Below are 19676 nucleotides of genomic sequence, written 5' to 3' on the forward strand. Positions count from 1 at the left end.
AAGATGATCGTCGCCGGCTTCATCGAGCCGATCACGGAGGAGCTGCCCATCGAGTACGCGGTCGAACTGAATCGCTTAATCGAACTCGAGATGGAGGGAAGCCTCGGATAACCCCGAGATCTGATATGAGCACGCAGGTACACGCTAATCTGACAGAGGAACAGGTACGCCAAATTTCGGGCGAGTTAGACGAACCCGAGTGGCTCTTAGAGACCCGTCTCGAGGCCCTCGAGGCCCTCGAGGAACTCGACATGCCCGACGTCATTCGGACGCCGGGTCGGGACTGGACGAACCTCCACGAACTCGACTTCGAGTCGCTCGTGGATCCGCTGAACGCAGCGGAGAACAAGGATCAGGTCGGTCCCGACGAGGTCGACGTCCTCCCGTGGGCCGACGCAGTTCAGGAGCACGAAGACCTCATCGAGGACCACTTCGGGAGCATCGTCGACCCCCAGGAGAACTACCTCACTGCACTCTCGACGGCGCTGTTTAGCACCGGAACCGTCGTCTACGTCCCCGAAGGAGTCGACGCCGAGGACGTCACCATCCGCACCGAGCAAAACTCCCGCTCGCTGTTCAACTACACGCTCGTCGTCACCGAGGAGTCGAGTTCCGTGACGATCCTCGAGCGCCAGTCCACCGGTAAACAGCAAGACGAACAGTACTACAGCGGTATCGTCGAGATCGTCGCCGGCGAGAACAGCAACGTCCAGTACGGCAGCCTTCAGAACCTCTCGAAGGACGCCTACAACTTCGCGCTCAAACGCGGTAACGCCGAGACGTACGCCACGATCGACTGGATCGAGGTCAATCTCGGCACCCAGTTAACCAAGTCGGGCGTCGAGACCGAACTCAACGGCGACAGCTCCGAAACGCAGATCGTCGGGGCCTTCTACGGTCACGAGGACCAGCACTTCGACATCGACGCGAAGGTCTGGCACCGCGCCGAGCACACCACCGCGGATCTCGTGACCCGCGGCGTCACCGACGACGTCGCCCGGTCGGTCTACGAGGGCGTCCAGGACGTCGGTCGTGAGGCCTGGGACACCAGCTCTTACCAGCGCGAGAATACGCTGATGCTCTCAGACGAGTCCGAGGCCGACGCCTCGCCGAAGCTGATCATCAACAACCACGACACCGAAGCCAGCCACTCCGCAACGGTCGGCCAGATCGACCAGGAGGACTTGCTCTATATGACCTCTCGCGGAATCCCGGACCGACAAGCGCGCAACATGCTCGTCGAGGGCTTCTTCGTGCCCGTCTTAGAGGAAATCGCCGTCGACGAACTGCGTGAGGACCTCGAAGACCTGGTCGCCGCGCGGCTTCGAACTCGAGCGTAACGAACCTCGATTCGCTTCTCGTTCCATCGTTACCGATCCACGTACGAGGCGATCCACGCGAGAAAATCCGGTGTGAGCGGATACGCCCACGCTCCACCGAAAATCGCCTTCACCGTCGCGATAATGGGGAATATCAGGTTCAGGAAGATAACGGCCACGAGCCCGAACATCGCGACGAAGATGACCAGGAACCAGCCAAGTGCGATGACGTCCGGAATCGGCGTCCACTCGACGGCGAGTATCCAGCCGAAGACGGACGCCATCACCACCAGACCGGCGGCAAACACCAACAGTTGCCAGTTGAAGGCGTTTCGGGCGTTGGCGCGGGTAAACTCCCGGTCCGAGACCAGATAGAGGAGACCTGGACCCACGATTCCGGTGAACAGACCAATCACGTGGACGAATACGCCGAGCAACGGTCGCTCCGAGAGGAGCGCCGGTCCGGGATCGGTCGACGATGCGGCGTTCGGGACGTCTCGTTCGGTTGTCATCGGTAATCTCGTTCGTAACTGGTGTACTGGTTCGTTCGTTACTCCGCTGGGGCTCTTCGGCCGATGGGGAGCAATCCCTCCAGTCCGTCGGCACGGATTTTACGCGCGGCACGCTCCGCAAACAGCAACAGCAAGCAGGCGAGAAAGAGGTTTCCCGCCGCCTCCCAGAGGCCATTCTCGCTCCCGACCGTCGGATCGATCCCGAGAACGGCCGCGATCGCTCCCAGACAGAACAACAACAGACTCAACTGGAAGCCCGCGAGCACCAACGCTCTGATCCCCGCGGGATTGTGAAGCCGAACGAAATCGCCCAGCGATAGCGTCTCGAGGGGCGTCTCGTGAGCGAGTTTTCGCCGGTCTTCCGGTGACAGCGGCCAGTTCGATTCGGGGTGGTCGACGTAGTACAGCGTGATCGACTCGGGATACGTCTCCGCAGCGACGACGTCGATGCTCCGGAGTTCGTTGAGCCGGTTTCGGACCGTCTCTTTGGTTACGTCCGGGTCGACGCGGGCGCGGATCTGTTCGGCCGAGAGGAACGGACGTCCGGAGTCGAGCATCGTCTCGACGACGTGGCGCTGGGTGAGTTTCTTGTCCAATTCGGGATCGAGTCGGTCGTCGATCCAGTCGGGGAGGGCCGTCATCGCTTCGAGAACTCGTTTTGGAGACGACACCGTAAATCCCGCTCCCGATTTGGTGGACACCAAACCCGGATTCGCGCCGTAAACTGTTCATCGAAACCGTTCATCGACGAAACGAGCGGAGGAGTCGGCCGACGACTGGTTTTGACACGGAGTACCGTATACTATCTTTGACAAGATTGTCGGTCGAGCGGACTTAGTGCAGTGAGCACACGTGGTACTGGTACTGACCGGTGTTTTGCACTCACTCGAGGATCCATCGCCAGTCGGTTTGTTCGAACGACGACCACAACGATCCAGAAGCCAGTTTTCTTTAGGATTCGCCACGGAGGCCACCCTATGCACGTCGTCGTCAACGCGGCCACGAGCGCGGACGGCAAGCTCTCCTCGAGGCGCCGCGAGCAGATCGCGATCAGCGGCGAGAAGGACTTCGCCCGCGTCGATCGGCTCCGGGCCGACAGCGACGCCGTCGTCGTCGGCGTCGGCACCGTCCTGGCGGACGATCCGAGTCTCACCGTCAAAGACGAGCAGTTGTGTGAGCGCCGACGCGAGCAGGGCGATCCCGAACAGCCGGCCCGCATCGTCGTCGACTCGACGGGGCGGACGCCGACCGACGCTGCAATCGTCGACGACGCCGCGTCGACGTACGTCTGTCTGAGCGAGGCCGCACCGGTCGACCGGCGGATGGATCTCGCAGACCGTGCGGAGCTGGTGACTGCGGGTGAGGACCGCGTCGATCTCCTACGTGCGTTCGCGGCGCTCGAGGCGGCTGGCCTCGAGCGGATCATGGTCGAGGGTGGCGGCGAACTCATCTTCTCGCTGTTCGAAGCCGGGCTGGTCGACGAGCTTCGGGTGTTTGTCGGCCCGACGGTGATCGGCGGGCGCGACGCGCCGACGCTGGCCGACGGCGACGGCTTCGTCGCGGAGTTTCCGACGCTTACCCTCGAGTCGCTCGAGCGCGTCGACGACGGTGCGTTGCTCATCTGGCGAGCCGACGGCTAACCGAGACCGTTCATCGCTTCTCGTCGACCAATCGGATTCTCCCGTCACATCTTTGCTCGCGCGGGCCGTAGGTTCGACCATGGAACTTGCGACGTTCGGCGGCGGCTGTTTCTGGTGTGTCGAGGCGGCTTTCGAGGAACTCGAGGGCGTCGAGTCGGTCACCTCCGGCTACGCGGGCGGCGAGACGGAAGATCCAACGTACGAGGCGGTCTGTTCCGGCCGAACGGGCCACGCGGAGGTCGTCCAGCTCGAGTACGATCCCGGCCGGATTGCCTACGCGGACCTTCTCGAGGTCTTCTTTACGATCCACGATCCGACGACGCTGAACCGCGAGGGTCCCGACGTCGGTTCGCAGTACCGCTCGGCGATCTACGCCCACGACGACGACCAACTCGAGACCGCAGCGGCGTTCGTCGACGAACTCGAGGCCGAGGGCGTCTACGAGGGGATCGTCACCGAGATCGAACCGCTCGAGACGTTCTACGAGGCCGAGGAGTACCACCAGAACTACTTCGAGAAGAACCCGACCGACGCCTACTGTCGGATGCACGCAGCGCCGAAAGTCGAGAAAGTTCGCGACCGGTTCGCCGAGAACGTCGCCCCCGACCAGTAACGACTGCCCGAAGGCACTGGTGGTTTGCTGTCTCCTCGACGGTCGACGTCCGGAACCAGTTTTGACGACATGGCCTACACTTCTCGGCGAACCTCGGACCAGAGCGCCAACAGGTGGTCTTTCGCTCGCTCGACACTGACTCGAAACTCCCGGTCGTCGTCGAGTTCGATGCCGATCCGCTCGAACGTGACGACGTATCGGGATTTGCGATTCCGGCCGCGGCGGCCGTCTGCGGCTTCGTCGACGAGTCCGGCGTTCGTCAGCTGGTCGAGTTTTCGGTAGGTCGATGAGAGTGGAAGCTCCGCTCGAGTGGCGATCTCGTCGACGGTCATCGGCTCCTCGAGTACGGAGACGATCTGACGACAGTCCCCATCGTCCAGGGCGGCGGCTACCGACTCGAACTCCGGCGAGTCGTCGACGGAGCGGTCGGGTGTCATAGCGGTGCGAACGAGTTAGGGTCGGTCCCTAAAGAGCCGTTTGGTCGGGGGTGTATCGTCGAGACGTCACCACTCCGGTTGGATCGCGATCGGACAGCTACATGGTCGATCGCCTCGACTGGACGCGCATGGACGACGATCAATCGCCGGAGTCGACTCTCGAGGACACGCCGGGCAGGGGCCGGTCGCCCGAACCGGAACGTATCGAACCCGCCGCGCCGGAGGAGTTCGGCCTCGTCCAGGTCTGGTGGGGCGACGGGAAGGGGAAGACGACCGCGACGCTCGGCATGGGGATGCGCGCCGCCGGTCACGGCTACCGCGTTCACGTGTTGCAGTTCATGAAAGGCGGCGCCTCGAGCGTCGAGGCGGTCCGGGGCGAGTACAACGCGATCGACGCGCTGCCGGGGATCAGCTACGAGAACCTCGGCCACTACGGCTGGCACGGGATGGCCGACGGCAGCGACGAAGCCGACCACGAACGACAGGCACGGGCGGGGCTCGAGCGCGCCCAGGAACTGCTCGCGGCCGCCGAGCAGGCAGCCCTCGATGAGCCGATCGACCTCGACGCGCCTCCCGAGGACGGGGTGCACATGCTCGTCCTCGACGAAGTGCTGTACGCCGCGGACCGCGGACTGCTCGGCGAGGAGGACGTCCTCGAGTTGATCGACGAGAAGCCGGACCGTCTCGAACTCGTTCTCTCCGGAAGCCACGAGAAACCGACGTACCTCGCGGATCGGGCCGACCTGATCACGAACGTCCGCAAGGAGAAACACCCGATCGAGGACGGCCAGCGGGCGCGGCGGGGGACGGAGTACTGAGCCTCGCCTGAGTCGACGCCACGACGAAGCCGGTCGACGGCCACGGGTCCAGCGACGGCCGGACCGCCGGCACAGTTATTACCAGGCCTTGACAACAGTTCGAGTCGATGACCGTCATCCGGGTAGACGACGTGTACAAGTCGTACGGCACCGTCCAGGCGGTCGACGGAATGGACTTTGCGGTCGAACGCGGGGAGTTGTTCGGCTTTCTGGGACCGAACGGGGCCGGGAAGACGACGACGATTCGTGCACTGACCGGCCAGATCCGGCCGGATAGCGGCACGATCAGTGTCCTCGGGACGGATCCGACCGACGATCCCCTCGAGACGCGGAGCCGGGTCGGTATCCTGCCCGAGCAGGGCTCACCGCCGAGTTTCCTCACGCCGCGAGAGTACCTCGAGTTCGTCGGGATCGTTCGAGACCTCGACCCCGAGTTCGTCGCGGAACGCACCGAGCTGTGGGCGGATCGACTCGGCTTCCGGAACAAACTCGAGACGCTTCATACGGATCTCTCACGGGGTCAACAGCAGAAGGTGATGATCGCACAGGCGTTCGTCCACGAACCCGAGGTCGTCCTCATCGACGAACCGCTGGCGAATCTCGACCCGCTCGTCCAGGAGCAGGTCAAGCGGTTCCTCCTCGAGTATGCGGCCGACGACAACGCCGTCTTCGTCTCGACGCACAACATCGGCGTCGCGGAATCGATCTGCTCCCGCGTCGGCATCGTCGTCGACGGCGAAATCGTCGCCGAGCGCCCGCTCGAGGAGGGACTCGAGGACGGATCGTTGCTCGACGTCTTCCTGGAGCACGTCGACGAGGCCGGTGCTCGAGACCTCCCTGTGGCCGACCGGGTTCAATCATGACGGCAGGCGACGGCACGACCGCCGGGCGGGAGCAGGGCGGATCCCGCTCTGTGCCGAACTGGACACTGTTTACGACGCTCGCTCGCGAGGAGTGGCGGCTCCACACGCGGCTGTTCGGCGGCTGGCGCTTCGGCCTCTTTCCGGTCGTCGTCGCCGGGTTCGCGGTCGCCGCGTCGGTCGCGCTCACGGAGACCGGCACCGCCGCCGGGACGGTAGCTCGCTGGGGTCACGTCCTCGCACTCGGCTTCGGGCTCTACAGCGGAACCGCGGCGTTTGCGGGGTCGGACATGCTCGAGAACGTGTTCGGGCGGCTCTCGCTCGTGCTCTCGACGGCCGCGACGCTCCCGCTTTCGCGTACGCGACTGCTCGCGATCTTTCTCCTGAAAGACGGCATGTTCTACGCGGCCGTCATCCTGTTACCCATGGCGATGGGTGCCGTCCCACTCGCGAGAGGAGCGGACTCACCGGTCGTATCTGGTCCGTTGGCCGTGGGTTCGGAATCGGCGCTCGTCGCCGTTCCGGTCGCCGTCCTCGGCTACTGGCTCTCGCTCTCGCTGGTCTTCGCGTTCGGGATGGCGGTCACCGTCGCACTGGTGGCCGCCCGGAGTCGTGGGGTCCCGATCCGGCTCGTTCTGGCTGGAATCGGCGTCGTCGCGGCGGGCGCGTGGGTCGCCGGCGTCGGCGGTCATGTCGGGCGATTCCTCGTTCCGACCGCCGCCCTCGAGGCGCTCGCGGTCGCCGTGACAACGATCGCCGTCTCGACGGCGGCGCTCCGGGCGTACGATCCGACCTACGCTCGACCGACGCGGACGGCGAGCGACCGATTCGCCAGGCTACACGACGTACTCCCGGTCGGCGACGAGGCGCTGGTCGCGAAGACGCTCCTCGACCTCTCGCGGTCGTCGGGCGGCGTCTGGAAACCGTTCGTCTCGGCGGGCATCCTGCTCGCACTCGTGGCCGCGCTCGTCGGCGTCGTCGCAGCCATCACGGGCATCGAGCCGTCGCCCGGAATCTTCTTCGGCGGCGTCCTCGGTCTCTCGGCGTTTACGACCTACAACTGGCTCACCGAGTTCGATTCCCTCGAGTCGTATCTCGTCTACCCCGTCTCCGTCGAGGCCGTGTTTCGGGCCAAGCGGACGGCGTTCGTCCTCGTCGCCGTTCCCACCGTCGGAGCCCCTTACCTCGCTGCGGTCGTCTGGTTCGAGGCGACGCTTCTCGACGCGGTCGTGGGCGCGGCGCTGCTCGGCGGCTACGCGTTGTACTACTACGGGCTCACCGTCTACCTCGCCGGCTTCTCGCCCAACGAGTTCCTCTTCGACGCCGTCCGGTTCGCGACGTTCACCGCCGGCGTCGCCGTCGCGCTCGTCCCGACGCTGGTCGCCGGCTTCGTCGTCGTTCCGCCGTCGCCGACCGTCGCCGGCGTCCTCGCCGTCGCGGGTCTCGGCTTCGCCGGCGTCGGAGTCGTCCTCTCGAGTCGCGCGGGTCCCCGGTGGGAGCGACGCCACCTCGAGGGGTAACGGACTCCCGTCACAGCGAGTCCAGTCACCGATCCTGAAAATCCCTTTCACCTGCAAGCCACAGCGCGAACGGGCGATGTGTCGACGACGCCTGTATGAAAGTCGTCTACAAACCCGGAAACACCTACGAGGAGATCAACTGCTTCGACTTCCGCGAGTACGACGAAGGGATCGTCCTCCACGACGAACAGGGGTACAACATCGGCTACGTGCCACACGAGATCCTGAGCCACATCGAGCCCCACCCCGGCGAGGAGGTGGTCTTCGAGGGCGGCGACCCGCCGGAACGCGAGGACGACGAAGAGTAGCGTCGATCCGCAGACAGCGGTGTCGGACGTTCGGCCGAACCGATAGGACGATACTCGAGGCCCCCCGAGTACAGTCACGCGAATGGCCCGGACCCTCCTCGTCGCCGGCACGGCGAGTCACGTCGGGAAGTCGACCGTCACCGCCGGCCTCTGTCGCCTGCTCGCCGACCGCGGCGTCGACGTCGCGCCGTTCAAGGCACAGAACATGAGCAACAACGCTCGAGTCGTCGTCCGCCCCGATCGACCAGGCGACGGAGACGACCACGACGGCCCCACACAACGCGTGGTCCCGAGCGGTACCGACCGGTGGGAATCCACGAGCGACCGCTGGGGCGAAATCGGCGTCTCCCAGTTCGTCCAGGCTCGAGCGGCGCGGACGACGCCGACGACCGACTGCAATCCCGTCCTGTTGAAACCGCGCGGCGACGGCGAGAGCCAGCTGGTGATCGACGGCGTGGCCCGCGATCACCTCTCGGCGGGGGCGTACTACGATGATCACTGGGAGGATGCTCGAGAGGCTGCCGAAGCTGCTTTCCGACGACTCGCGGCGGACAACGACGTGATCGTCGCCGAGGGGGCGGGGAGCATCGCCGAGATCAACCTCCACGACAGGGATCTGGCGAACGTCGAGACCGCTCGCTTCGCCGACGCCGACATCCTGTTGCTCGTGGACATCGAACGCGGCGGCGCGTTCGCGAGCCTCTATGGTACCCTCGAGTTGCTGCCGGAGGGGATTCGCGACCGGGTGGTCGGTGCGGCCATCACGAAGTTCCGGGGTGATCCGACGTTGCTCGAGCCCGGAATCGCCGAGATCGAATCGAAAACCGGCGTTCCGATCGTCGGCGTCCTCCCGTACGACGATCCGGGGCTTCCCGAGGAGGACAGCGTCGCCCTCCCGGATGCCGACACCGGCGGGGTTCTCGGCGACGACGACGAGGTCCCCGACGACCGACGAATCACGATCGCCGTTCCTCGACTCCCGCGACTCTCGAATGCGACGGACCTCGAGGCGATCGCGGCCGAGCCGGGCGTCTCGGTGGTCTTCGTTCCGGTCCGTCGAGGGGACGCAGACGAACGGGGAGGAACGTCGATCGACCCTCCCGGCAGGGACGACCCGCTCGAGGGGGTCGGCGCGGACGCGGTCGTGATCCCCGGGACAAAGAACACGGTCGACGACCTGCACGCACTGTACGCGTCGGGATTTGCCGACCGCCTCCGGTCGTTCGACGGTCCGGTCGTCGGCCTCTGTGGGGGCTACCAGATGCTCGGCGAGCGGATCACGAACGCCTCCCTCGAGGGGACCGGAGACGCGGAAACGGTCGACGGAATCGGCCTCCTCCCGGTCGAGACTAGGTTCGGATCGGCGAAACGGCTCGAACGCACCACCGTTCCGGTCGACGGAGCTGCGACGCCGCTGCTCGCGGGAGCCGACGGAACCGCGTCGGGGTACGAGATTCACGCCGGCCGGACGCGAGTTCTCGATGGCGCGGACGTCTCCCGTCCGCTTGGCGACTCGAGTGCGGCGCGCGGGAACGTTCTCGGGACGTATCTCCATGGCCTGTTCGACGACGATGCCGTCCGGAAGGCGTTCCTCGAGTGTGTCGCGGCCGAGGCAGGGGTCGAGCGTCCACACGGCGTGGGTTTTGCGGAGCCCACCGACCGCGAGTTGGGCGATCGAACGCCGTACGCTCGAGGGGCGAGGCTCGTCGGCGAGCATCTCGACCTCGAGACGCTGGGCGAACCGTTCGCTACCAAGTAGCGAGTGCACGCCGACCACTGGGGAGGATCCGAGTTCGACGGGCAGTCACTCGGGCCGTTCTCGGTACGTTCCGAGCAACTCCTCTAAGATGATACACTCCTGGTCGGTCGCGTCGTAGTGGGTGTCGATGAACCGTTCGGCAGCCTCGTAGTTGCCCCGTAATCCCTGTTTCCGGACGGTGATCACGGCGTCGAGAAAGAAGGTGCCGCCGTCGGTGCCGAGCGCTCGTGCGTGGTCTGACTCGGAGATATCGAGTTCGGTCTTGATCTCGTCGAAGTTGAAGGTCTTGACGTCGTGTTCGGGGTTGATCAACGAGAGGACGTACTCCGCGGAGAAGCGGTAGAATTCGGATTTGCTCTCGAACATACCGTCGTCGACGAGCGCGTCGATCTCTTCGACGACCTCGTCCGGGTATCTGACGGTATCTTTCGCCATGTGCCCAGATTCCACACCGCGCATTAATTATTGTTTCGGAGAATACTCCAGCCTACCTACATTCGATACCGGCGATGACGACGAACGCTGTTCCAACTACCTACAAATTTATTATTTATCGGGGAAAAGTGAGTGACGCGATGACAGACGAAGACGAACTCCGTGACCAGATGATCGACGCGTTCGAAGGTGCCGACTACCCGATCTCGAGTCCGATGGATCTCGTACCCGCGCTCCCGGATGGACCGGGGACGACGTTCGAGTCCGGCGACTTCTCGATGACGGCGATGGAACTGAATACGAAGACCTCCGGCGGTGATTTTCCCTACGACGACGTCGAGACGTTCGTCGACGACATCATCGAGGATCTCAGCGAACAGGGCGAACTGTAGCCTCTGCCGTACTCATAGGGAGTAACGTCGCGACTCGACGATCCCAGGACCTGGCCGTCAGCGACATCTCTTGGGTCTTCCCGAGGGAACGATGGACTCCGAGGATAATCCTTATCACTGACCGCCGGTGCAGGCTCGATCAGGAATCGAGTTTCGTCTCATACGGTTTCCTGTCAGTCAGGACCGCCGAAGTCGCGACCAGTCTGTAGGTTCGCCGGACCATCGGGACAGTAAACCGTATCACGAGGGGATCTCGAGCGCGCGAGAGGCCAGTCGTGTGCGCCCGCAATGCCAACGTTGACACTCTCTCGAGTCGGACACTCGAACGATGAGTACGGCCGAGGTCGAGATGTCACGGACGAAGGCCTGGGTGATGGCCGCCCGGCCGCAGACGTTGCCGGCGGCCGCTGCACCGGTCATCGTCGGAACGGGTCTCGCGATGGCCGAGGGCGTCTTCGCGCCGTTGCCGGCGCTGATGGCGTTCGTCGGTGCGGCTCTTATCCAGGTAGGAACGAACTTCGCGAACGACTACTACGACGCGATCAAGGGTGCCGATACCGACGACAGAGAGGGATTTACCCGCGTCACGCAAGCGGGGATCATCTCCGCCGAGCGGGTCAAACTCGCGACGATTGTCACGTTCGGGCTCGCGATACTCTCGGGGACCTACCTCGTCTACGTCGGCGGGCTTCCGATTCTCGTGATCGGACTCGTGAGCGTCCTCTGTGGCTGGGCCTACACCGGCGGGCCGTACCCGCTTGGCTACCACGGACTCGGCGATCTGTTCGTCTTCGTCTTCTTCGGGATCGTCGCCGTGATGGGGACTTTCTACGTGCAGGCTGCGGCTGTCGCTCCCGTCGGTGCATTCCCGACAACGGCTCCAGGCGGTACGATCACCCTCGAGGCGTTCGGTGCCAGCCTCCCGATCGCAGCTATTTCGACCTGTATTATCGTCGTCAACAACGTTCGCGACAAGGAGACCGACGCCGAAGCCGGCAAACGAACGCTCGCAGTTCGGCTCGGCTACCGCTGGAGCCGCGTCGAGTACGTCGCCCTGCTCGTGTTGGCGTACCTCGTTCCGGTCTGGTTCTGGCTCGAGGGCTTCGGTCTCGGTGTCGTGCTCCCGCTCGTCTCCGTCCCCTACGCAGCGGTGGTCGCACGGACCATCCTAACGAAAACCGACGGCGAAGCACTCAACCCCGCACTCGAGGCGACCGGCAAGCTCCTGGCGATCTACGCGCTGTTGTTCGCGGTCGGGCTGGTGATTGCATGACCGGCGCCACACTCGCTCTCGAGTACCGTCCGTTCTCGCTCCCGCTGTCGTCGCCGCTCGAGACCGCCGACGGTCGAATCGAGAGTCGGGACGGATTTCTGATCAGAGTCGTCGACGAGCGCGGGGAAGACGACGGACGTCCGGGCGACGCGACCGTCGGCTACGGCGAGGCGACTCCGCTCGCCGGCTGGACCGAGTCCGTCTCGGGCTGCGAGGCGGCTCTCGAGCGAGCGCGCGAGGCGATCCGCAGCGGCGGTCCGAGCGCCGCCCTCGAGGCGGTCGACCGCCAGGTCGCGGCTCGACACGCGGTCTCGCTCGCGCTCGCCGACCTCCAGGCCAGGCGAGAGGCGACGCCGCTGTACCAGTATCTCGGACGGGGACCGATGGTCGGCCGCGTGCCGGTAAACGCGACGATCGGGGACGGTTCCCCGTCGGAGACCGCCGCCGACACTCGTGAGGCCGCTGACCGTGGGTTCGGGACCTGCAAGCTGAAAGTGGGGATCCGGAGCGTCGAGGAGGACGTCGAACGGGTTCGCCGGGCCGGCGAGGCGACCGGAAGCGGCGTGACACTCCGTGCGGACGCCAACGAGGCCTGGACCTTCGAGGAGGCCGAGACCGCCCTCGAGGCGTTCGACGAGATCGGGCTCTCGGTGCTCGAGCAACCGCTTCCGGCCGGCGCACTCGAGGGCCACGCCGCGCTCCGGGCGCGAAGCGACGGCGTGATGATCGCCGTAGACGAGGGGATGCTCGAACACGGCGTCGACGCGATCTGTGAGGCAGGAGCGGCCGACGCCGTCGTGTTGAAACCAATGGCGCTCGGCGGGATCGACGTGGCGCGAAAGATGGCGGTCTGGGTGACCGAACTCGGATTGACGCCGATCGTGACGACGACGATCGACGGCGTCGTTGCGCGCACTGGAGCGATCCACCTCGCGGCATCGATTCCCGGCATCCCCGCCTGTGGGCTCGCGACCGCCGAGTTGCTCGCCGAGGACCTCGGCCGGGACCCCGTCTTGATCGAGAACGGGGCGGCCGTCGTTCCGCAGGCGAAAGGGCTGGGTATCGACGGGGTGTGGGAACGGTGACCGGAGTCTCGCTCGAGTGGCCGACGCGGGATCTCCTCTCGCATCGTGCCTCGACGAGTCCCGATGCGAGGGCGGTCGTCGCCGTCGAGGGCCGCGACTCCGACCCAAGAACGGAGTGGACGTACGCCGAGTTCGACCGGTGTGTCGACCGCGTCGTCTCCGAACTCGAGGGTGCGATCGCACAGTCGAGCGGATCCGGGTCGTTCGAGCCCGAGAACCGACTCGGCGTGCTGATGGACACCCGCGTCGCGTTCGCCGCGGTCTACTTCGCCGCCATGCGCCGTGGCGTCGCGGTCGTCCCGTTGAACGTCCGCGAGACCGTCGCAGAACTCGAGTCGAAAGTCTCGCGGACCGAACCGGACGCGATCGTCTGCGAGTCGGCGACCGAATCGCTCGCACTCGAGGTCGCAGACTGCTCTGTCGTCTCCGTCGACGAGTCAGAACGCGAGGCAGTACCGTCGATTCGGTCGGCACTCGAGGCAGAAAGGGGCGCGGACGCCGCCTCGAGAGCGAGCGGTCGTGGCGACGGGAAAGTAACGCCGGTTCCCCTCGAGCGCGACCGAACCCACCTGATCATGTTCACTTCGGGGACGTCCGGGGAGCCGAAGGGCGTGTGCCTGACGGTCGGTAACCTCGTCGCTAGCGCGACGGCCTCCGCGTTCCGCCTCGGCGTCGATCCCGCCGATCGGTGGCTGTGCTGTCTCCCGATGTATCACATGGGCGGGCTGGCGCCCGTCGTTCGGTCCGTCCTCTACGGGACGACGGTCGTGATCCAGCGGGAGTTCTCACCCGACACAACCGCCCGCGTGATCGACGAGTACGGAATCACCGGCGTCTCGCTCGTCCCGACGATGTGCAAACGGCTGCTCGAGGACGACTGGGGGCCGTCGGACTCACTTCGATTCGTCCTGCTGGGCGGTGCGCCGGCGACCGACGACCTGCTCGAGCGCTGTCGCGAAGCCGGCGTTCCGGTCCACCCGACCTACGGCATGACCGAGACGGCCTCACAGATCGCGACCGCGACGCCCGAGGAGACGGCTGAATACGAGGGGACGGTCGGCCGGCCGCTCGTCACTACCGACGTCTCGATCGTCGACGACGAGGGAACACCCGTCACCGCGGGGGAAGCGGGCGAACTCGTCGTCTCGGGGCCGACGGTGACGCCAGGGTACCTCGAGTCGGCCCACACCGAGGGTGCGTTCTCCGAGAGGGGCCTTCACACCGGCGACGTCGGCTACAGGGACGACGGCGGCCGGTTGTGGGTTCTCAACCGTAGGAGCGATCGGATCGTTACGGGCGGCGAGAACGTCGATCCCGGCGAAGTGGTCGACGCGCTTCGAGCCCACCCGAGCGTCGACGACGCGGCGGTCGTCGGGGTCGAAGACGAGGTGTGGGGCGAGCGCGTCTCGGCGCTCGTCGTGCCGGCCGCTGGCACCGACGAGTTCGACGTCCACGCAGTACTCGATCATTGCGTTGATCGCCTCGCGGGCTTCAAACGACCGAAGACGGTCGCCGTCGTCGAGTCGCTCCCGCGGACGCCGTCGGGAACGATCGACCGGACTGCAGTGCGTAAGAGACTGCTCGCGGACGGTATCGACGTGACGGATCGGTCCTGATACGGTCACTCGATACTGGCGAACCCCCGATCATCTGTGACGGTATCGAGACCAGTGATGGTAACGTGGACAGCGATGTGTGACAAGGTAAGGCCTATCCCGTCGACGGTCGTATGGGTAGACATGGACTTCCCACCGAACCAGGGCCTCGATCAGGAGGAGGTCGACGAACAGGTCGAATCGGTACTCGCGGACAACGACGTCGTCCTCTTCATGAAGGGGACGGAACTGATGCCCCAGTGTGGCTACTCCCGGCGCGCGCTCGGGTTGATCGACCAGTACCGCGACGAGTACGAGACGGTCGACGTTCTCGAGTCCCTCGACGAGTATCGCGTGGCCCTCGAGGAACACAGCGGCTGGGAGACGATCCCACAGACGTTCGTCGACGGTGAGTTCGTCGGCGGATCGGATATTCTCGTGGAACTCGAGGAGCGCGACGAACTGGCCGAGACGCTCGACGCCGAGTAACGATTCGCGCCGTCGCAGTCTCCCGCGCTCGAAGAAAAGCTCCCCGAGCGGCAGTGTTGAATTTATCCGGGGGGAAAGGACACGTAGTTAATAGCAGATCATATAAGTCACGCGCCCGTACTGGGAGTACGAACGCTGTCGTCGCACACCTTCCCCACTATGTCAACAGAGGATTCCAGACACGTATATCGGTTGCACTCGACGCTCGAACTGCCGCTCGAAGATCTTCGCGAGCATATCGACGATGCGGCGTTCCCAGACGGGATCGACGACGTGGAGATCACGCGGCGAAACAACACGCTCATTCTCAAAGCGGTCGCCGAGGACCAGTCGGTCAGCAAGTACACCCCGAGCGCACAGCTCAAAGCCAGCGTCACCGAAAACAGGGTGTACGAAGAAGATCCCGACGAGCGACGAAACTCCTTCCGCTGGGACGAAGAAGAAGAAGACGAGATCGAGTCCGAACTCGTCGAGTTCGCGGCGTTCAAAGGCGACCGCGAGACCGTTCTCCAGAACTCGTTGCTCCAGTACGAGATGTTCCTCGTCCTCTGTGAGATCGCCGAAGCCGCCGAGAAGGGAACGCTGACTGCGATCTCGGAACACGACGGCGACCTCGAGGCGACCCGAATCGTCGAGGGAGAGCCACGTCCCGCGAACATCGAAGTTGTCGAGGGACCCCGCGATCACGGCTCCGGCGATTCCGGCGTCAACTGGCGGGACAACAAGTTCATCACCGACTAACCGACTACTTCTTCCCGGCCGCCATCTCGGTCGACCAGCCTCGAGCGTCGACTGTCCTCAAGGCGGTAGCCGTGTTCGAGTCGCGTCAGTATCGGACCGCTGGCTAGTCCCCCGACAAGCGTCGACTACAGGGTCGACTCGAACCACACCACCGCATTCGACCCTGCAGTGCAGGCTTGCCAAAGCAATAGCCGACAGCGCACGGCTCGAGGGCGGACGAGAAACCGAGACGATTCCTACGAGAAAGAGGTACGTAACGCCGCCGGAGACGGTGGAACGACCGCCTAACGAATCGACGGAACCGACTACTGCGACGCGGACGTGCTATCATCGCGTCGGTGAGAGTCGTCAGTATCGCCACCATTTTCACCGACGGCGGCGCGTCCCTGTCGGTTTCGTGACCCCGTCGACCCGAAAAGCGTGTCGTCGACGCGAACGTTCGGGTAACAGCCAGATAACGATATACTCCGTTCTAGAACGGGTGACTGCCATGAACTACGAGGTGATCGCGCGTGTGGCGTCTCCGCTCTGACCGCTCTTTGCCCTCCAATCGCCGAGTCGGTCCCGCCGTTTCAGCGTTCGAGGTGGATCGGAACGCGTCCGTGACCGTGAGCGGGCTGTCCGCGGACACGGCATTACGGTTGACCAGTGAGGCGGGGATCCACGGTGTCGAGGGTCGGAGGTGGAGCCGCTGATGCGAGTGTGTTCGATCGTCGGTGCTCGCCCGCAGTTCGTCAAAGCGGCGGTCGTCTCCCGGAAACTCCGCGAGGCCGGCGAAGAGATTCTCGTTCACACGGGCCAACACTACGACGAGGAACTCTCAGACGTCTTCTTCGAGGAATTGGACATTCCGGAGCCGGAGTACCATCTCGGCGTCGAGTCAGACACACACGGCCGCCAGACGGCAATGATGATCGCGGCGCTCGAGCCGGTCATCGAGGAGACACAGCCCGACGTCCTGTTGCTCTACGGCGATACCAACTCGACGCTCGCGGGGGCGATCGTCGGCTCGAAACGCGACGTCACCGTCGCACACGTCGAGGCGGGACTGCGAAGCGATAACTGGGCGATGCCCGAGGAGGTAAACCGGGTGCTGACCGACCACGCCTCGGAGCTCTGTTTCGCGCCGAGTGAGGCCGCGGTAGCAAACCTCGAGAACGAGGGAATTACGGCGGGCGTCCACTGGACCGGCGACGTCATGTACGACGCAATCCTCGACGCGCGGGAGCGATCACGACGCCGGTCGACGATCCTCGACGATCTCGAGGTCAACGAGAACGAGTTCGTTCTGGCGACGGTCCACCGCGCCGGAAATACCGACGATCGATCGACACTTACGAGGATCCTCGACGGACTCGCCGACGCACCGCTTCCCGTCGTCTTCCCCGCACACCCACGAACGGTCGGTCGTCTGCGGGAGTACGGACTCTGGGCTCGTGCGACGGACGAACTCGAGGTGATCGAACCCCAGGGCTATCTCGACTTCGTCCGACTGCTCGACGCCGCCGAGCGCGTCGCGACGGATTCCGGCGGCGTTCAGAAGGAGGCGTTCTTCCTCGGCACGCGCTGTCTCACGCTACGGGCGGAGACCGAGTGGGTCGAGACCGTCGACTGCGGGTGGAACAGACTCGTCGGTGCCGATCCTGACGCGATTCGTGCGGGGCTTCGCGAGGACTGGACGCCGGAATCGAGCCCACACCCCTACGGGGACGGAACCGCGGCTGACCGGATCGTCCGCCTGCTCCAGTGCGGTCTCGACGTGGACGAACCCGAGCGACCGTTCGAAGCGCCGACGCTCGACTGATCGGCGACACGGTCGATCCGATTCGACCGGCGAGATCGTCTGCCTGGAGATCCTCGCCGTTTCGGTAGTCACCAATATCGCCGGAGCCTGTCTCGGCGATCGAGATCCCACTTTGGTGACTCTGCGCCACACACTCACACGACGGCTGGACCCGATGCTCGAACGACCGACGGGAAACCCATCGAGACGGCTCGAGACGTACGATAACTCGGGACAGTCGGCCGTCCGAACACTCGGCCGGCTTAGTGCCTCGACGTCGCCACCGGATGGGGCCGATCTCAGCTTCCGTCAGAGGTTTCCGGTCTCCCAAACGGTTTAAATATGGTAATTATATCTAATTACACGACGATGCCAACGAACTTCCCAGAGTACGTCGACGTCGACTACGACGACGGCGACGGCGAAGATCCAGTCGACTACCAACACATCAACGACAAGATCGAGAAGGCGATCGAGGTCACGCGGGACGGACTCGAGCAATACGAGAACCCGGCCGTCATGTGGACCGGCGGGAAAGACTCCACGCTCGTGCTCTACTTCGTAAAGGAGGTCGCAGAGCAGTACGACCTCGAGGTCCCGCCGGCGATCTTCATCGACCACTACCAGCATTTCGACGCGATCCACGACTTCGTCGACCGGTGGGCCGACGAGTGGGATCTCGACGTGATCTACGCGCGCAACGAAGACATCGGCCAGTACGTCGGCGAGAACGACCTCGAGCCCGGCGACGACATCCCCGTCGACGAACTCGGCGACCACAACCGCCACCACGTCGAGAACATCCTCGAGTACGAAGAAGAGACGTTCCCGTTCCTGCTCGACACCTACGCGGGCAACCACCTGCTGAAGACGGTCGCGCTCAACGACGCCTTAGAGGAGTACGACGTCGACGGCGTCATCTCGGGCGTCCGCTGGGACGAACAGGAGGCCCGCGCGGACGAGACGTTTTTCTCCCCGCGACACGATCCGGACATCTACCCGCCCCACGATCGGGTCCAGCCGATCCTCCAGTTCGACGAGGCCGCGGTGTGGGAGGCGTTCTGGAACTTCGTCGTCCCCGACACCGTCGCGGAGTTCCCCGACGGCGGCTACGTCCCCCAGAGCGACGACGACTTGCCGAACGATCTCACTCAAGACGACATCCCCGTCTCCCCGAAGTACTTCGCCGGATTCCGGTCGCTCGGCAGCGAGATCAGCACGGAAAAGAGCGACGAGGATCCCGCGTGGCTGCAGGATCTCGAGGGAACGACCGAGCGTGCCGGCCGCGCCCAGGACAAAGAGGACCTGATGGAGCGACTTCGCGACCTCGGTTACATGTAGTCACCAGCGGGTTTACTCCGTCGCGGCGGCGTATCCGCGACCGACCCGTCGGCTGGCAATGAGAGCCGCGTAGGCACCGACGAACGAGCCGGCGACGGCGAATATGCCGCCGAGATCGACGAACGCTCCCGCGATGCCGACACCGACGAGGAGCACGATCGCTCCCGACGCCCAGCCGACGAAGTAGACGGCATCGCCGGCTACCGCTCCGAGCCCCGTACATCCCGCACGGAGCGAGCCGGCTCGAACGTAGTTCGCGAGTGCGATCGGTACGAGGTACGCGTACGCGGCGAGCATGGCCAGGACCGCGGTCGACCCGACGAGAACGAAGAGGGCGTCGGCGTCCGTCGGCGGCTGGTCGCCGCCCGTCAACAACAGGATCGCGACGAGTGCGGTCCCGACGGGAACGACGCCGTAACCGACGACGAGTACCGTCGCTCCGAGACTCCGGCCCACGAGTGCGCGCTCGAGAAACGACGGTGGCTCGTCGTTCTCGTCCGCGAGGATCGTCGCGGCGTAGCCAAGCAGCGGAACGAGCGTTACGACCGGGATCACGATCGAGTGGACGAGAACGCAGAGCCACGCCGAGAGCAGGGCTTTTTCGGCGTGTTCGCCCCGAGTCGGGTAGCCGAGCGCCTCTCTCATGACGAACTCTGGTCACTCCCGGCTTGTTATACTTGGTCCCGTCCCAAAGTCGTCTAGAGTTCGCCTCTGGTAGCTTCAGTTGACACCTCCATTGTGATGGCTGTTTTGGCT

Annotated in this window: 21 protein-coding genes; 16 read left to right on the forward strand and 5 right to left on the reverse strand. The window is 64.6% G+C overall.

The genetic code is table 11. The features are described 5' to 3' along the window. Positions 1-125 precede the first annotated feature (125 nt). Positions 126-1340, forward strand: a complete 1215-nt coding sequence (sufD, locus tag FYC77_RS18615; protein ID WP_149083002.1) for a Fe-S cluster assembly protein SufD — start codon at positions 126-128, stop codon at positions 1338-1340. Between the two features lie 29 nt (positions 1341-1369). Here the strand turns inward: sufD and FYC77_RS18620 are convergent, their stop codons facing one another. Both FYC77_RS18620 and FYC77_RS18625 read right to left on the reverse strand, forming a co-directional pair. Further along, positions 1370-1831 carry a DUF4870 domain-containing protein gene (locus FYC77_RS18620; protein ID WP_149083003.1) on the reverse strand — a complete coding sequence of 154 codons (462 nt, stop codon included), beginning with the start codon at positions 1829-1831 and terminating at the stop codon, positions 1370-1372. A gap of 38 nt (positions 1832-1869) precedes the next feature. Continuing rightward, complete coding sequence (locus FYC77_RS18625) at positions 1870-2472, reverse strand: hypothetical protein (RefSeq protein ID WP_149083004.1); 603 nt, start codon at positions 2470-2472, stop codon at positions 1870-1872. Positions 2473-2808: 336 nt separating this feature from the next. Between FYC77_RS18625 and FYC77_RS18630 the strand changes: the two genes are divergently transcribed. Both FYC77_RS18630 and msrA read left to right on the forward strand, forming a co-directional pair. After that, positions 2809-3471, forward strand: coding sequence for a 2,5-diamino-6-(ribosylamino)-4(3H)-pyrimidinone 5'-phosphate reductase (locus FYC77_RS18630; RefSeq protein WP_149083005.1), 663 nt, complete (start codon positions 2809-2811; stop codon positions 3469-3471). A 79-nt stretch (positions 3472-3550) separates the two neighbouring features. Next, positions 3551-4084, forward strand: a complete 534-nt coding sequence (gene msrA / locus FYC77_RS18635) for a peptide-methionine (S)-S-oxide reductase MsrA (protein ID WP_149083006.1) — start codon at positions 3551-3553, stop codon at positions 4082-4084. A 74-nt stretch (positions 4085-4158) separates the two neighbouring features. Here the strand turns inward: msrA and FYC77_RS18640 are convergent, their stop codons facing one another. Continuing rightward, entirely contained in the window at positions 4159-4521 is a 363-nt protein-coding gene (locus FYC77_RS18640) for a winged helix-turn-helix domain-containing protein (RefSeq protein WP_149083007.1), read from the reverse strand. A gap of 128 nt (positions 4522-4649) precedes the next feature. Here FYC77_RS18640 and FYC77_RS18645 point away from each other — a divergent pair, with 128 nt between their 5' ends. The 5 genes from FYC77_RS18645 (at position 4650) to FYC77_RS18665 (ending at position 9786) form a co-directional block, all read left to right on the forward strand. Further along, positions 4650-5339, forward strand: coding sequence for a cob(I)yrinic acid a,c-diamide adenosyltransferase (locus tag FYC77_RS18645; RefSeq protein ID WP_149083008.1), 690 nt, complete (start codon positions 4650-4652; stop codon positions 5337-5339). A 107-nt stretch (positions 5340-5446) separates the two neighbouring features. Beyond that, the gene (locus FYC77_RS18650) at positions 5447-6202 is read left to right on the forward strand and encodes an ABC transporter ATP-binding protein (RefSeq protein WP_149083009.1); all 756 of its coding nucleotides are present in this window, start codon (positions 5447-5449) and stop codon (positions 6200-6202) included. Further along, positions 6199-7719 (forward strand): hypothetical protein, encoded by a 1521-nt coding sequence (locus tag FYC77_RS18655; RefSeq protein ID WP_238387037.1) that lies wholly within the window; start codon positions 6199-6201, stop codon positions 7717-7719. Before FYC77_RS18650 ends, FYC77_RS18655 begins: the two co-directional genes overlap by 4 nt. A gap of 95 nt (positions 7720-7814) precedes the next feature. Continuing rightward, a complete protein-coding gene (locus FYC77_RS18660; RefSeq protein ID WP_149083010.1) occupies positions 7815-8027 on the forward strand; it encodes a hypothetical protein in 213 nt (70 codons plus the stop codon). An 82-nt stretch (positions 8028-8109) separates the two neighbouring features. Then, on the forward strand, positions 8110-9786 hold the full coding sequence (locus FYC77_RS18665; protein WP_149083011.1) for a cobyric acid synthase: 1677 nt from the start codon (positions 8110-8112) through the stop codon (positions 9784-9786). Positions 9787-9831: 45 nt separating this feature from the next. Here FYC77_RS18665 and FYC77_RS18670 read toward each other — a convergent pair whose 3' ends face one another. After that, positions 9832-10221: a CopG family transcriptional regulator gene (locus tag FYC77_RS18670; RefSeq protein ID WP_149083012.1), complete on the reverse strand. Its 390-nt coding sequence runs from the start codon at positions 10219-10221 to the stop codon at positions 9832-9834. A 140-nt stretch (positions 10222-10361) separates the two neighbouring features. Here FYC77_RS18670 and FYC77_RS18675 point away from each other — a divergent pair, with 140 nt between their 5' ends. The 8 genes from FYC77_RS18675 to FYC77_RS18710 all read left to right on the forward strand — a co-directional run bounded on the left by FYC77_RS18675 (position 10362) and on the right by FYC77_RS18710 (position 18920). Then, on the forward strand, positions 10362-10613 hold the full coding sequence (locus FYC77_RS18675; RefSeq protein ID WP_149083013.1) for an MTH865 family protein: 252 nt from the start codon (positions 10362-10364) through the stop codon (positions 10611-10613). Between the two features lie 328 nt (positions 10614-10941). After that, entirely contained in the window at positions 10942-11886 is a 945-nt protein-coding gene (locus tag FYC77_RS18680; protein WP_149083014.1) for a 1,4-dihydroxy-2-naphthoate polyprenyltransferase, read from the forward strand. Continuing rightward, positions 11883-12971: a mandelate racemase/muconate lactonizing enzyme family protein gene (locus FYC77_RS18685; protein WP_149083015.1), complete on the forward strand. Its 1089-nt coding sequence runs from the start codon at positions 11883-11885 to the stop codon at positions 12969-12971. The genes FYC77_RS18680 and FYC77_RS18685 overlap by 4 nt, the downstream gene beginning before the upstream one ends. Then, positions 12968-14587 (forward strand): class I adenylate-forming enzyme family protein, encoded by a 1620-nt coding sequence (locus FYC77_RS18690; protein ID WP_149083016.1) that lies wholly within the window; start codon positions 12968-12970, stop codon positions 14585-14587. The genes FYC77_RS18685 and FYC77_RS18690 overlap by 4 nt, the downstream gene beginning before the upstream one ends. 123 nt (positions 14588-14710) lie before the next feature. Then, positions 14711-15055, forward strand: a complete 345-nt coding sequence (locus FYC77_RS18695) for a glutaredoxin family protein (RefSeq protein WP_149083017.1) — start codon at positions 14711-14713, stop codon at positions 15053-15055. 159 nt (positions 15056-15214) lie between these two features. Further along, the gene (locus tag FYC77_RS18700) at positions 15215-15796 is read left to right on the forward strand and encodes a DUF7110 family protein (RefSeq protein WP_149083018.1); all 582 of its coding nucleotides are present in this window, start codon (positions 15215-15217) and stop codon (positions 15794-15796) included. A gap of 694 nt (positions 15797-16490) precedes the next feature. Further along, a complete protein-coding gene (gene wecB, locus FYC77_RS18705) occupies positions 16491-17600 on the forward strand; it encodes a non-hydrolyzing UDP-N-acetylglucosamine 2-epimerase (RefSeq protein WP_149083019.1) in 1110 nt (369 codons plus the stop codon). A gap of 348 nt (positions 17601-17948) precedes the next feature. Continuing rightward, on the forward strand, positions 17949-18920 hold the full coding sequence (locus FYC77_RS18710) for a phosphoadenosine phosphosulfate reductase family protein (protein WP_149083020.1): 972 nt from the start codon (positions 17949-17951) through the stop codon (positions 18918-18920). Positions 18921-18932: 12 nt separating this feature from the next. Here FYC77_RS18710 and FYC77_RS18715 read toward each other — a convergent pair whose 3' ends face one another. Beyond that, a complete protein-coding gene (locus FYC77_RS18715) occupies positions 18933-19565 on the reverse strand; it encodes a DUF4013 domain-containing protein (protein ID WP_149083021.1) in 633 nt (210 codons plus the stop codon). Positions 19566-19676 lie beyond the last annotated feature (111 nt).

The organism is Natrialba swarupiae (assembly GCF_008245225.1).
Lineage (GTDB): Archaea > Halobacteriota > Halobacteria > Halobacteriales > Natrialbaceae > Natrarchaeobius > Natrarchaeobius swarupiae.